A 13,097-nucleotide genomic window follows, 5' to 3' on the forward strand; every position below is an offset into this window, starting at 1 on the left:
TTTTAAAATATTTTATTTTTTCGCCATAGGCGGAAAACCTGATGAATAGGCTCCTCAAGGTTCTGTGATTGAGTAAGTAATCCTGAAACCGCAACACCGTGTATTCCGCAGCTTTTTAATGCCTCAAAATCTTCTTTGGTAATGCCACCAATAGCGATAATAGGTACTGTATTTTGATTTTTTAAATACTTCTGAAGCACGCTTGAATACCCTTCTATTCCTAAAATAGGACTCAGCTTTTCTTTAGTTGAAGTAAATCGTAAGGGTCCTAAACCAATATAATCTACCCCATTTTTTAAGTGATCTAAACACTGCTCCAATGTATTTGCAGTACCGCCAATTACTTTAGACTCGCCTAAAATCTTTCGCGCTTCTGCGGTTGACATATCCTGTTGCCCCAAATGAACACCAGCTGCATCTACCTCTTGTACAATACTCACATTATCATTTATAATGAGTTTTGCATTGAATTGATCGCATAATTTTTTCGCTTTATGCGCAGTCTCAAGAACCTCTTCAAAAGCTGTATTTTTCATTCGCAGCTGTACCCAATTGCAACCTGCCTTTAAAACCCGATCTATATGTTCTAAATGGGCTTTGCCATCTGCACCCTGAGAGATATAGTGCAAGTGAGAAATCTCCTTATTTACACGGGTTTTATCTATAAATGTGTTCATACTCATTTTTTATTTTAATAAAAGCTTCTACGGGATTTTCAGAAAGCCATATCGCGCCCAAAACAGCAATTCCGCTAAATCCCCGTTGATTTACTTCTGCTATTTTTTCTGAAGTAATTCCGCCCAAAGCGATTATTTGTTGTGGAATATTATGTACTTCAAACTGTTTTCCTTCATATTCTGTTTTTGAAATTGAAGTAAAAACCGGACTTAAAAAACAGTAATCAAAAAGTGCTGAATAACTATTGAGTTCGTTTATCTCGTGAAAAGAGGTACTTACCTGAAATCTTTTCTTTTTAAGTTTTTCTAATTGAAATCTAAAAGCTTCTGACTCTGTATTGCGCTGCATTTCTTTAAAATGCATTCCCTTACAGCAAAATTCCTCAGCTAGTTTATGATGCTGATGTAGCATCATGGTCGCTAAATAATGAGGCTCAAACTGCTGCAACCAACTTTTCAATTCAATATAAGAAGCCTGTGGTTTGCGTACGTGAACTGTTTTTAAACCCAAATCAATAAGTTGTTTGATTTGGGTTATTTCAGCAGTAAAAAATGTTTCAGCAGTAATAACAACCAGCATCTTTAATGATTTACAGATACACTTCGCTTCCGTGTTTTTTAAACTCTTCAGACTTTTCCTTCATTCCTTTCTCGAGTGCTTCTTCGGTCTCTAAACCCTTTTCTTTAGCGTAATTGCGCACATCCTGACTAATTTTCATAGAGCAAAAGTTAGGTCCGCACATAGAGCAAAAGTGTGCAACTTTAGCGTTATCAGACGGCAATGTTTCGTCGTGATATTCACGAGCCGTATCTGGATCAAGCGCCAGATTGAACTGATCTTCCCATCTAAATTCAAACCGCGCTTTACTCATCGCATCGTCTCTGTGTTGCGCTCCCGGATGCCCTTTTGCAAGGTCTGCCGCATGTGCAGCAATTTTATAAGTTATCACGCCGGTTTTTACATCTTCTTTGTTAGGCAAGCCCAGGTGCTCTTTAGGCGTCACATAACACAACATCGCACAACCGTACCAGCCTATCATTGCCGCACCTATACCACTGGTGATGTGATCGTAGCCCGGAGCAATATCTGTAGTTAATGGACCTAAGGTATAAAACGGAGCTTCTCCACAAACTTCAAGCTGCTTATCCATATTCTCTTTTATCATATGCATTGGGATGTGCCCGGGACCTTCAATAATACATTGCACATCATGTTTCCATGCAATTTTTGTGAGTTCGCCTAACGTTTCTAACTCGGCAAACTGCGCATAATCATTAGCATCTGCTATAGAACCTGGGCGCAAACCATCTCCTAGAGAGAAAGAAACATCGTAAGCTTTCATAATCTCACAGATATCCTCAAAATGCTCATATAGAAAACTCTCTTTATGGTGCGACAGACACCATTTTGCCATTATAGAACCTCCCCGAGAAACAATACCAGTAAGGCGTTTTGCAGTATGTGGCACATACTTAAGACGTACACCGGCGTGAATCGTAAAATAATCTACTCCCTGCTCTGCCTGCTCGATAAGCGTGTCTCTAAAAATCTCCCAGGTTAAATCTTCGGCTTTACCATTAACTTTTTCTAAAGCCTGATAAATAGGAACTGTACCTATGGGCACCGGAGAGTTGCGTAAAATCCACTCTCGAGTTTCATGAATATTTTTTCCTGTAGAAAGATCCATTATGGTGTCTGCTCCCCAGCGGCACGCCCACACTGCTTTTTCTACCTCTTCTTCAATTGAAGAACTTACAGCAGAGTTACCGATATTGGCATTTATTTTTACTAAAAAATTACGCCCTATAATCATAGGCTCAGCTTCCGGATGATTGATGTTTGCCGGGATTATTGCTCTTCCCCGGGCAACCTCATCACGCACAAATTCTGGGGTAATCACTTTTGGAATACTCGCCCCATAACTGTTTCCGGGATGCTGTGGAGTAATATGTTGTATTTCGGCAAATTTTTGATTTTCGCGAATTGCGATATACTCCATTTCAGGGGTTATAATTCCCTGACGTGCATAATGCATCTGAGTTACATTCTTACCTGCTTCAGCCTTTAATGGATTTGTATTGCGTACAAAGCGCAAATGATCGAGCGCAGGGTTTTCTTCCTGTTTACGACCGTAAGCCGAAGAAAGACCTTCTAACTGGATGGTATCTTTGCGGTCTAGAATCCACTGTTTACGTACGGGATCAAGTCCATTTTTTACATCAATCTCAATATTAGGATCGGTAAATGGGCCACTGGTATCATACACCAAAACCGGTGCGTTTTTTTCAACCTTACCATTAAATTTATCTACCGTATGTGCCAGAGAAATCTGGCGCATAGGCACTTTAAGGTCTGGGTACAGGCTGCCGCTTACGTACACTTTTTCTGAATTAGGAAAAGGTGCACGGCTAATGGTTTGTTGCTCTGGAATTTTTTCGGTCTTCATAACGGATAGTTTTAAGAATTATACGTGTCACAAATCAATAATTCTATCCGCCTTGCGTAGCTTTAACGATAAGTACCAGAGCACCATCTTTCAGCATAAATTCATTCCATGCAGTTTGGGTAACAATGGCGTTGTTAACAGCCACAGCGATGCCTTTTTGCACGATGTTGAGATGAATTAAAAGTTCTGAAAGCGAAAGCTCTTTAACGAAAGAATGTGATTGATTGTTGACGTTTACAGTGATCATTTAAAATAGTTTTAAACTGTAAACTGAAGGTAGCATACGCCAAAAAGCAACAACCCGTTAGCATGGAATCTTTTTAAAAGATCCTATCTATTGTGGAAAGTTTTCACTTTTCCCTTCGCTGGTACTAACCAGATCAGGTTCAAAGGGTACTATCTCAGCCAATATTGTTATCAGCGCCCCTAAAGTTTACAACGTAAAGCTATACATAAATTGGAGACCTACTGCACTTATGATTTGAAAATTTTAAAAAGGCATTATCCTACTTAACATTATTTAGCCTTTGATTAAGAACAAAATAACACGAAAGAGCCCATAAATACACGCCTCGCTTTGTAATTTTAGAATAACTAAAAAATCAAAAATTATGAAAACTGTAAAACCATATTTAACTTTTAGAGGTGAGTGTCAAGAAGCTTTAAATTTTTATAAAGATTGTTTTGGCGGAGATATAATTAACAAAGAAACTTACGAAGGGAAAGATATTGATATTCCTGGAAGTTATAGAGATAAACTGCAGCATGCAGAGCTTAAAGGAAAAGGAATTCATTTGATGGCATATGATGCTTCCCCAGATACACCCTTACAGCACGGTAATCAAGTGCAACTGGGCGTTGATCTTGAGAGTAAAGATGAAGTAAGCGAATTATTTAATAAATTATCTGCTGAAGGACAAAGTCTTGCAAAACCACAAGAAACCAGCTGGAATGCTTATTACGCTCGTGTACGCGATAAGTATGGTGTAAACTGGATGCTTAATTACGATATGTAATAACATCACTATTATAGATATTATAAAATGCCGAAGTTTAGCTTCGGCATTTTTTATGCGTCTGCGTTTAAGAAGTGGCTAAAAATACTGAAATTTGCAGCGCTATGAATCAAACCATTACCATACTTAATAATACCTTTATTTTACATCCTGCAGGTGGTATTTATTGGGTAGAACAAGAGACGCTTCTTATTGCAGATGTACATCTGGGAAAAGTGTCTCATTTTAGAAAACACGGGAGCGCTGTGCCATTTAAGGCAGTAGCCGAAAATTTCATACAACTTTCACGCATTGCAGATTCTTTTAAACCTAAAGGGATCTGCTTTCTGGGAGATCTGTTTCACAGTAGTTTAAATACCGAATGGAATTTATTTGAGGACTGGGTTGCCTCCCGAGAAGAAAATATCATTTTAGTAGCAGGAAATCATGATATCATTGCTCCGCTCAACTATGAAAAACTGGGAGTTCCCATATATTCTGAAATTAAAACCGGACCTTTTTTACTTACGCATCACCCGGAGGAAACTGAAGGTTTTTTCAATTTTTGCGGACATATACATCCGGGAATTCGTCTGGGCGGAATAGGCCGTCAGGTTTTAAAACTTTCATGTTTCTTTAAGACTGAAAATCAATTGATCTTACCGGCTTTCGGTACATTTACCGGAAACTATTATCTGGAGCCAAAACCTGGAGATGCTGTTTTTGCCGTAACAAAAAAAGAGGTAATACAGGTTCAATAGAAAGCTGCTCTTACGCAATTGAATGATACTATTTTTAAATCTTGCGAATTATTACTTGCGCTAAAGGATTAAATACTTCAATCTATTCATCAGACTCAGAATATTAATTTGATTTCACACACATCAAAATCTATGAAAAAGAAACTCGCTATACTCAATTTACTTTCGGTAATCCTGGTTATTACAATAAATGGTTTATCACAGGCACAGCGCTGGAATGATACTACCATTGGCGAAGTGAGTAATCTTTATGACAATCTATTCACGCCTGCGGGTTACGCTTTTTCAATCTGGGGTGTTATTTTCATAGGATTATTGGCGTACGCTATATTTGGTATTAGACGCGCATTTTTCAGTAAAAAAGATACTCCGCATATCGAGCAAACAGGTTACTGGTTTACGAGTGTAAATGTACTTAACGCATTATGGGTGGTTGCTTTTACATATGATTACATATGGCTTTCCGTATTTATAATAATTGGGATGCTTTTTTGTCTGCTTAAAATTGTTTTAAAAACAAATATGGAACGCTGGGATGCTCCTATAGAAATTATAGCATTTGTATGGTGGCCTATTTGTATTTACAGCGGTTGGGTAGCGGTTGCAGTCATTGCAAATATTTCAGCATTTTTAGTAAAATTAGATTTAGCCGGCAGTCAGTTAACCCAGATTATCGCTACGATGACGTTAATTACTGTTGCTGTGTTTATAAACCTGCTTATGATTAACCTGCGCAATATGCGCGAATTTGCACTGGTAGGCGCATGGGCGCTTTTTGCCATATTCATAAGACATAAAGACAACCTAGAAAGTGTTGCCTATTTTGCACTTTTAGGAACTCTTCTACTTACTATTTCTTCAGGATTACACGCGTATCGTAATCGGGAAACAAACCCTATTAATAAACTTAAAGAGCGGTTTAAATCATAGATTTAATATCATTAGACCAGCTGGGATAAGTAAAAACCATCCCTTTTAAGGTGTTTACATCTAGTTTGCCACACATTGCCATAACAAACATATTTATAGTTTCTGCGGCATCCCAACTTAATAGATGTGCTCCTAAAATATAACCTGTTTTTTTATCAACGATTGTTTTAAAGGCATAGCAATTTTGATTCATTCGTTTTGAGTTGTACCAAGTAGGCACATTTTCTTCCCGTACGACAATATCATAACCCTGTTCCTTAGCTTCTTTTTCATTAAAACCTACAGTTGCCAGTTGTGGTTGTGTAAATACGACAGAAGGCGTAGGCGGCACATCTAGCTTCAAATAATTTTCTCCTTTAACTATATTCTTAGCTACAACACGCGCTTCTTGATGCGCTATAGGTGTAAGTGCTAATGTGCTCGTGTCTGATACATCTCCACAAGCATAAACATTTACATTTGTTGTGCTTTGCAAATACTCATTGACCTCAATCCCCTTTTTACTGAACGCTACGTTTCCATTTTCAAGCTCTAAATCTGCTATTGCCGGCACACGACCTGCAGTATTAAAGATCATTTCAGCTTTCAATTCAATAGACTCTTCTCCCTGATCTAAAGTAACCCGGTAGTTCTTCCGAAGTTTTTCGATAGCGGTGGCTCGTGCATTAAAGACAAAATTAATTCCTATTTGCTCAGAATTCTCCTGAAGATATTTCGCCAACTGGCTATCAAAATTAGAAAGAATACCGTCATTCACATCTACGATAGTTACATCTACCCCGCAACGTGCAGCAATATGCGCAAACTCCATCCCAATATATCCTGCACCTATAAAAATCATGCTTTCGGGTAATTCTTTGAGCTCTAAAAAGTCATCACTTATATGCGCATATTCTCTTCCCGGTATTTTTAACTCAAGTGGTATGTTTCCCGTCGCAATTACAATTTTATCTGCTGTCACCGTTTTACCTTCCACAGAAAGGGTTTGCTCATCAATAAATTTTGGCGACTGGTGGTATAATTTGATTCCTGCATCTTTCAGTTTTCGCTCTGTTGTAAAGGGTACCGCACTGGTAAAGGTCTCTTTAAATTTCATTAAGTCTCCCCAATTTACTTTAGGCAAATCATCGATTCCTTTACCGCTTAAGTCACGGCTACGTTCTAAAACTTCGGTGATTCCTACTAAAACTTTTTTAGGATCACATCCTCGGTTTGCACAGGTACCGCCAAACTCTCTATTATCTGCAATGGCAACTTTTAATCCGGCTTCAACAGCATCATAAGCTACATGTTTTCCTGCGTTACCGGTCCCAATTACAAATACATCAAAGTGCTCAATTGCCATAAATCTAGTTTTTTATAAAGATACTGTTTGCTGCAAGTCTAACTTGTTATTAAAATTGTAAATACCTGTTATGATTTTTCTAATGCATAATTAACCTGCGTAAATAGATTAATACTATGTTACAATAATGATAAATACGCCTGCGGATTAATGATAAAAAACAAGAAGATACTATCTTTGTCGGCTTATGGGTAAAACCAAGATCACGCAGCCTTTTTTACAGTCTTTGCAAATGCAAAAACTGCAAGACGCTATTTCTAGTAGCGAAAAAAATTCATCTCGAATTACATTGAACGGCCTTATAGGTTCGTCGCTTTCCATTTTAATTGCAGAAAGTTTTAAAACTGCAGATAAACCCTTTCTTATCATTTTAAATGACAAGGAAGAAGCTGCCTATGTGCTCAATGATTTAGAGCAATTAGTAAAAGAAAGCAATGTACTTTTCTATCCCGGCAGCTACCGCAGACCGTATCAAATAGAAGAGACCGACAATGCTAATGTGTTACTTAGAGCCGAAGTTTTAAATCGCATCAACAGTCGTAAAAAACCGGCCCTTATTGTCACTTATCCTGATGCGCTTTTTGAAAAAGTAGTAACCCGAAAAGAACTAGATAAAAGTACTCTAAAGGTTAAGCTGAATGATAAGCTATCGCTCGATTTTGTAAACGAAATGCTGTTTGAATACAAGTTTAGACGCGTTGATTTTGTTACAGAACCAGGAGAGTTTTCTGTACGCGGTGGTATTATAGATGTTTTTTCGTTTTCACACGATGAGCCTTACCGTATTGAGTTTTTTGGCGATGAGGTTGACAGCATACGTACCTTTGATGTAGAGACACAACTTTCAGTAAAAAAGATTGAGAAAATAAGCTTGATGCCTAATGTGGAAAATAAGGCATTGCAGGAATCACGCGATAGTTTTTTCAAATATATTTCAGATCAGACCGTTGTTTTTGCGCAAGATTTAGAACAACTTTCGGCTCGTATTGACACTAATTTTGAAAAGGCTCAGGAAGCCTATGATCAACTTGAAAGTGAGATCAAACGCACAGCACCAGAGGCTTTATTTTGCGATTCAAAAACCATACGAAGACAATTACTCGATTTTACCTTAGTAAAAGTGGGAACTGATTTACCGGGACAGGAATCCGCGAATCAAATTAGCTTTAGTCAACACCCACAACCGGCATTTAACAAGCAATTTGACTTGCTTATTCAAAATTTAAATGAAAATAACGACGCGGGTTACACCAATTATATTTGCTGCAGTAGCGAGCAACAGGCAAAGCGTTTTAAAGACATCTTTGATGATGCAAAACTTGACGTGAAGCAATATGAGACCATTATTTTACCGCTATACCGAGGTTTTATAGATGAAGATTTTAAAATTGTCTGTTACACAGATCACCAGATTTTTGAACGTTATCACAAGTTTAAACTTAAAGATGGCTACGCAAAAAAACAGGCGATCACGCTTAAAGATTTAACCAGTCTACAGGTAGGTGATTACATCACACACATAGATCACGGTATTGGTAAATTTGGCGGACTTCAAAAAATTGAGGTTGAAGGCAAAATGCAGGAAGCCATTAAATTAATTTATGGCGAACGCGATGTGCTCTACCTGAGTATTCATTCGCTTCATAAGGTTACTAAATACAATGGCAAAGACGGGAAACCGCCTCAAATTTACAAGCTGGGAAGTGCCGCCTGGAAAAAACTAAAACAGAAGACAAAAACACGGGTTAAAGAAATTGCTTTCAACCTAATTAAACTTTACGCAAAACGAAGACTCGAAAAAGGCTTTGCCTTTGGTCCTGACACCTATTTGCAAAACGAGTTAGAAGCGAGCTTTATTTACGAAGATACTCCAGATCAAAGCAGCGCCACCGAAGCGGTAAAAGCAGATATGGAAAGCTCCCGACCTATGGATCGTCTGGTCTGTGGTGATGTGGGTTTTGGTAAAACTGAAGTAGCAATACGCGCAGCCTTTAAAGCGGTTGATAACGGGAAACAAGTTGCGGTTTTAGTACCCACAACAATTCTTGCTTTTCAGCATCATAAAACCTTTAGCGAGCGCCTTAAAGATTTACCGGTTACTGTAGATTATTTAAACCGTTTTCGCACAGCGAAAGAAAAACGAGAAACCTTAGAGCGTCTTGCAAATGGTAGAGTTGATATCATTATAGGCACACACCAGCTTACCAGTAAAAATGTAAAATTTAAAGACCTGGGCTTACTTATTGTAGATGAGGAGCAAAAATTTGGTGTAGCAGTAAAAGATAAACTTAAGACGATTAAGGAGAATGTAGATACATTAACATTAACGGCAACTCCTATCCCGCGTACGCTACAGTTTAGTTTAATGGCGGCCCGTGACTTAAGTACCATCACCACAGCACCGCCTAACCGTTACCCTATTGAAACCCATATCGCGCGTTTTACTGAAGATACCATACGAGATGCTGTATCGTATGAAATACAACGCGGCGGACAGGTATTCTTCATTCATAACCGCATTGAAAATATTAAAGAAATTGCCGGTTTAATTCAGCGGCTTGTGCCCGATGCTAAAGTAGGCATAGGTCACGGCCAGATGGATGGAAAGAAACTTGAAGAACTTATGCTCAGGTTTATGGATGGCGAGTTTGATGTACTCGTATCTACCACCATTGTAGAAAGCGGTCTTGATGTACCTAACGCAAATACGATATTCATCAATAATGCTAATAATTTTGGACTATCAGACTTGCATCAAATGCGCGGTCGTGTAGGCCGAAGCAATAAAAAAGCGTTTTGCTATTTCCTTACACCTCCGTTTTCTACAATGACCGAAGATGCGCGTAAACGTATGACGGCATTAGAGCAATTTTCAAGTTTAGGTAGCGGTATCAATATCGCAATGAAAGACCTTGAGATACGCGGTGCCGGTGACCTTCTGGGTGGTGAACAAAGTGGTTTTATGAACGAGATAGGTTTTGATACCTACCAGAAAATCTTAAACGAGGCTATAGAAGAACTTAAAGAAAATGAGTTTGCAGATTTATATGCTGAAGACAATGCAGACGACACTAACAAAGAGTACGTAAAAGATACCGTCATCGATTCTGATTTCTCCTTAATGTTTCCTGATGACTACATCAATAATATAACCGAGCGTTTAAATCTCTATACAGAACTTAACGGGTTGAAAACCGAAGAAGAACTGGCAGCTTTTGAAACTCGATTGATAGACCGTTTTGGTGAGTTGCCCAAACAAGCAGACGACTTATTAAATTCGGTACGTATTAAATGGGTTGCAACGCACTACGGACTTGAAAAAGTAGTAATGAAAAATAAAAAACTTATTGGGTTTTTTATTGCAGACCAGCAATCTAAGTTTTACCAAAGTGCTGCGTTCTCCCGCGTACTTCAATATGTACAAACGCACTCTAACCGCGTGACCTTAAAAGAGAAGAAAACCAGCAAAGGCTTGCGTTTATTACTTACCGCTCAAGGGATTTCTACAGTAGATAAGGCTATAGATGTTTTAAAACCACTAATGCCGAAGAAAGTAGAACAAGTTTCAGAATAGGTTAGAAACTGCAGAAGACTAACCTCAAAAGAGAAAGATTAATTCGAGTTTGATTTCTCTTTTTAAGTTTTTGAAATATTCTCTCTAATGACATTTTGAACTACTTCTGCTACAGTATTCTCGTTTATACTTTTTGATAAACAATATTTGCCAGTAAGCCATTCTTCTAATTTATGAGCTCCTTTGCTCGCATTACAAGAAATACAACATAGCGCAATATTTTCTACTGAGGAAAGATGAATATTATTAATTATATGCTCCCAAGATGGTTTAGTCTTTCTTGAGACATGGTTTATTGAAAAATCAACCCCGCAATACACGCACTTTTTATCACGGCTTAAAACTAATTTCTCAACATCTGCCGGAATACCCCACTGATTAGCCATAATTATGTTTCAAAAATGATAAAAAGCATTTTCAAAGTGCTCTAGTTTTTCTTGAGTTTTGTTTTTAAGAACAGCAATAATATCAAAACGGGTTTCGATATCCAGATCGTTTGCAATAATGTATTCGTTAGCCGCTTTTACGAGTAATTTTATCTTCGATGGCGTTACAAAATCCTGCGGATCGCCAAAAAAATCTGAGTTGCGCGTTTTGACTTCTACGATAATGAGTTCATTGTCTTTTTTGGCTATAATATCAATTTCCGCTTTAGCGAAAAACCAATTACGCTCAATAATCTCATAATTATTTTTCTCTAAATATTCTGCTGCAAATTGCTCCCCCCACTTACCTAGTTCGTTGTGATTCATAGCAGTTATATAGTATTAACTTTCTTCTTTAAACGATAGGTTTGTTTGGCTTTCAGAAACATCGAGCGTAACCGTTCTACCGAAGATTAATGCTCTGTTATCTTTGAGATGGCCCGCCGGAAAATTAAAACAAACCGGAAAATCATATTCTTTAACCGCATCCAGTACAATCTCCCGTGCCGATTTTCCAAAAGGCACCGAATTATCGTGCATCTTGGTTAACCCGCCAACGATAAGACCTTTTAAATTACACAGCATATTATTACGCTTTATATTGACCATCATCCTATCTACGTGATACAAATACTCATCCAGGTCTTCAATAAATAGAATTTTACCATCTGTTACAATAGATGATGTACTACCGCATAAAGAATATAATATTGAGATATTACCACCCACCAGTTCCCCCGTTCCTTGACCAGGTCTGTTATAGCGTGTAGAATCAATACTATAATTTAATGAATTCCCAAACCAAGCCCGTCTAAGTGTTTCTTTAGCTTCTTTAGTATTTCTAGATATGCCTACCGGCATCACAGCGTGTATGGTTTCAAAACCTAACATATGCACTTGAGAATGTAAGACTGTGACATCGCTATACCCTACAATCCACTTGGGATATTTTACAAATTTGTAAAAATTGATGTTGTCAACAATTCGAACGGTGCCGTACCCTCCTTTTGCGCACCATACTGCTTTAACATCTTCATTGTCGAGCATAGCTTGTAAATCTGCAGCACGCTCGCTGTCTGTTCCTCCATACTGGTCTGCAGAAGCACCTATTGTTTTACCTAAAACAGGAACCAGACCCATATTTTTTAAATAAACTATACCTTTCTCCAGATCATCTAGATCTACTTTGCGCGCTGTACAAACGATACCTACTCGATCACCTTTTTTTAAATATGGGGGAGTTAACATGAAATCTTATTTTTTAGGACGATACATAAGTCCCGTTACTTTAAAGTCAATATTGTGCTGTTTTGCTTGCTCAGAAGTTATAGTAATATCACTACCTATAAGTTCTTTTGGCATATCTACATCCCCATCTGTCCCTAAATAGACAAAAAGAATCTCACTCGCCAGAGCACCTTTTTCAAAATCTACTGCACCTGCATAGTCCCATTCATAGCCATAAAAACGAAGTGATTTCTTATTTAATGCTTCTAGTTCATTTAAAGGCATTCCCATGTAAATTCCGGTTTTAGATTTCCAAGGGCTGTCGTAAGCATAGGCTTCAATACTGTGAACGGCAGTCTTGTTGATATCTGTATAATTAATTAGAAGCTCTTTGGGAGTGTTGGGATAGACTTTCAAGGTAACTACTTCCATACTTCCCTCTTCGATCCACTGTTTTGTTTCTAAAAGATCTTCTTCAGCGAATGTATCTATAATTAATTTGGCTTCAGCTAGTCTGTATATTTCTTCAACTGTATATACATTTTCTTGCACCGTCTCTTCTTGAATAACAGTTGGGGAAGCCGCTTTAGAATCTAACTTTTCTTTACAACCTAAAAGGATTACAAGCCCTACAATTATAAAAATTTGCTTCTTCATATATGATATAAACGACTAAGATACATACTTAATAAATGTGCTCCTATCACTGGTTTTGA

At 37.9% G+C, this 13,097-nt stretch carries 13 protein-coding genes and 1 riboswitch; of the genes, 4 read left to right on the forward strand and 9 right to left on the reverse strand.

Annotated elements, in window-relative coordinates:
* Positions 1-2: 2 nt before the first annotated feature.
* The 4 genes from ACIGAM_RS14530 to thiS are packed head-to-tail and all read right to left on the reverse strand — an operon-like array spanning position 3 to position 3,371.
* Positions 3-677 (reverse strand): thiamine phosphate synthase, encoded by a 675-nt coding sequence (locus tag ACIGAM_RS14530; RefSeq protein ID WP_396512198.1) that lies wholly within the window; start codon positions 675-677, stop codon positions 3-5.
* A complete protein-coding gene (locus ACIGAM_RS14535) occupies positions 658-1,257 on the reverse strand; it encodes a thiamine phosphate synthase (RefSeq protein ID WP_396512199.1) in 600 nt (199 codons plus the stop codon). The genes ACIGAM_RS14530 and ACIGAM_RS14535 overlap by 20 nt, the downstream gene beginning before the upstream one ends.
* A gap of 10 nt (positions 1,258-1,267) precedes the next feature.
* Positions 1,268-3,124 carry a phosphomethylpyrimidine synthase ThiC gene (gene thiC, locus ACIGAM_RS14540; RefSeq protein WP_396512200.1) on the reverse strand — a complete coding sequence of 619 codons (1,857 nt, stop codon included), beginning with the start codon at positions 3,122-3,124 and terminating at the stop codon, positions 1,268-1,270.
* A 43-nt stretch (positions 3,125-3,167) separates the two neighbouring features.
* A complete protein-coding gene (thiS, locus tag ACIGAM_RS14545) occupies positions 3,168-3,371 on the reverse strand; it encodes a sulfur carrier protein ThiS (RefSeq protein WP_396512201.1) in 204 nt (67 codons plus the stop codon).
* 93 nt (positions 3,372-3,464) lie between these two features.
* A riboswitch (TPP riboswitch) is annotated at positions 3,465-3,562 on the reverse strand.
* A 173-nt stretch (positions 3,563-3,735) separates the two neighbouring features.
* Here thiS and ACIGAM_RS14550 point away from each other — a divergent pair.
* The 3 genes from ACIGAM_RS14550 (at position 3,736) to ACIGAM_RS14560 (ending at position 5,810) form a co-directional block, all read left to right on the forward strand.
* Positions 3,736-4,140: a VOC family protein gene (locus ACIGAM_RS14550; RefSeq protein ID WP_028377274.1), complete on the forward strand. Its 405-nt coding sequence runs from the start codon at positions 3,736-3,738 to the stop codon at positions 4,138-4,140.
* Between the two features lie 104 nt (positions 4,141-4,244).
* The gene (pdeM, locus tag ACIGAM_RS14555) at positions 4,245-4,880 is read left to right on the forward strand and encodes a ligase-associated DNA damage response endonuclease PdeM (protein ID WP_396512202.1); all 636 of its coding nucleotides are present in this window, start codon (positions 4,245-4,247) and stop codon (positions 4,878-4,880) included.
* Between the two features lie 132 nt (positions 4,881-5,012).
* Positions 5,013-5,810 carry a tryptophan-rich sensory protein gene (locus tag ACIGAM_RS14560; RefSeq protein WP_396512203.1) on the forward strand — a complete coding sequence of 266 codons (798 nt, stop codon included), beginning with the start codon at positions 5,013-5,015 and terminating at the stop codon, positions 5,808-5,810.
* On the opposite strand, the gene ACIGAM_RS14565 is transcribed toward ACIGAM_RS14560, so the two are convergent.
* On the reverse strand, positions 5,800-7,155 hold the full coding sequence (locus tag ACIGAM_RS14565) for a dihydrolipoyl dehydrogenase family protein (protein ID WP_396512204.1): 1,356 nt from the start codon (positions 7,153-7,155) through the stop codon (positions 5,800-5,802). The genes ACIGAM_RS14560 and ACIGAM_RS14565 overlap by 11 nt on opposite strands.
* A 187-nt stretch (positions 7,156-7,342) precedes the next feature.
* On the opposite strand from ACIGAM_RS14565, the gene mfd reads away from it, so the two are divergent.
* On the forward strand, positions 7,343-10,729 hold the full coding sequence (gene mfd, locus ACIGAM_RS14570) for a transcription-repair coupling factor (protein WP_396512205.1): 3,387 nt from the start codon (positions 7,343-7,345) through the stop codon (positions 10,727-10,729).
* 62 nt (positions 10,730-10,791) lie between these two features.
* Here the strand turns inward: mfd and ACIGAM_RS14575 are convergent, their stop codons facing one another.
* Genes ACIGAM_RS14575 through ACIGAM_RS14590 form a run of 4 tightly spaced genes read right to left on the reverse strand, consistent with a single transcriptional unit; the run spans position 10,792 to position 13,038 of the window.
* A complete protein-coding gene (locus tag ACIGAM_RS14575; RefSeq protein ID WP_396512206.1) occupies positions 10,792-11,115 on the reverse strand; it encodes an HNH endonuclease in 324 nt (107 codons plus the stop codon).
* Positions 11,116-11,124: 9 nt separating this feature from the next.
* A complete protein-coding gene (locus ACIGAM_RS14580) occupies positions 11,125-11,481 on the reverse strand; it encodes a YraN family protein (RefSeq protein ID WP_396512207.1) in 357 nt (118 codons plus the stop codon).
* A gap of 15 nt (positions 11,482-11,496) precedes the next feature.
* Positions 11,497-12,402, reverse strand: a complete 906-nt coding sequence (locus tag ACIGAM_RS14585; protein WP_396512208.1) for an LD-carboxypeptidase — start codon at positions 12,400-12,402, stop codon at positions 11,497-11,499.
* A 6-nt stretch (positions 12,403-12,408) separates the two neighbouring features.
* Entirely contained in the window at positions 12,409-13,038 is a 630-nt protein-coding gene (locus ACIGAM_RS14590) for a hypothetical protein (protein ID WP_396512209.1), read from the reverse strand.
* Between the last annotated feature and the right edge of the window lie 59 nt (positions 13,039-13,097).

It is taken from the genome of Leeuwenhoekiella sp. NPDC079379 (assembly GCF_044542075.1).
Lineage (GTDB): Bacteria > Bacteroidota > Bacteroidia > Flavobacteriales > Flavobacteriaceae > Leeuwenhoekiella.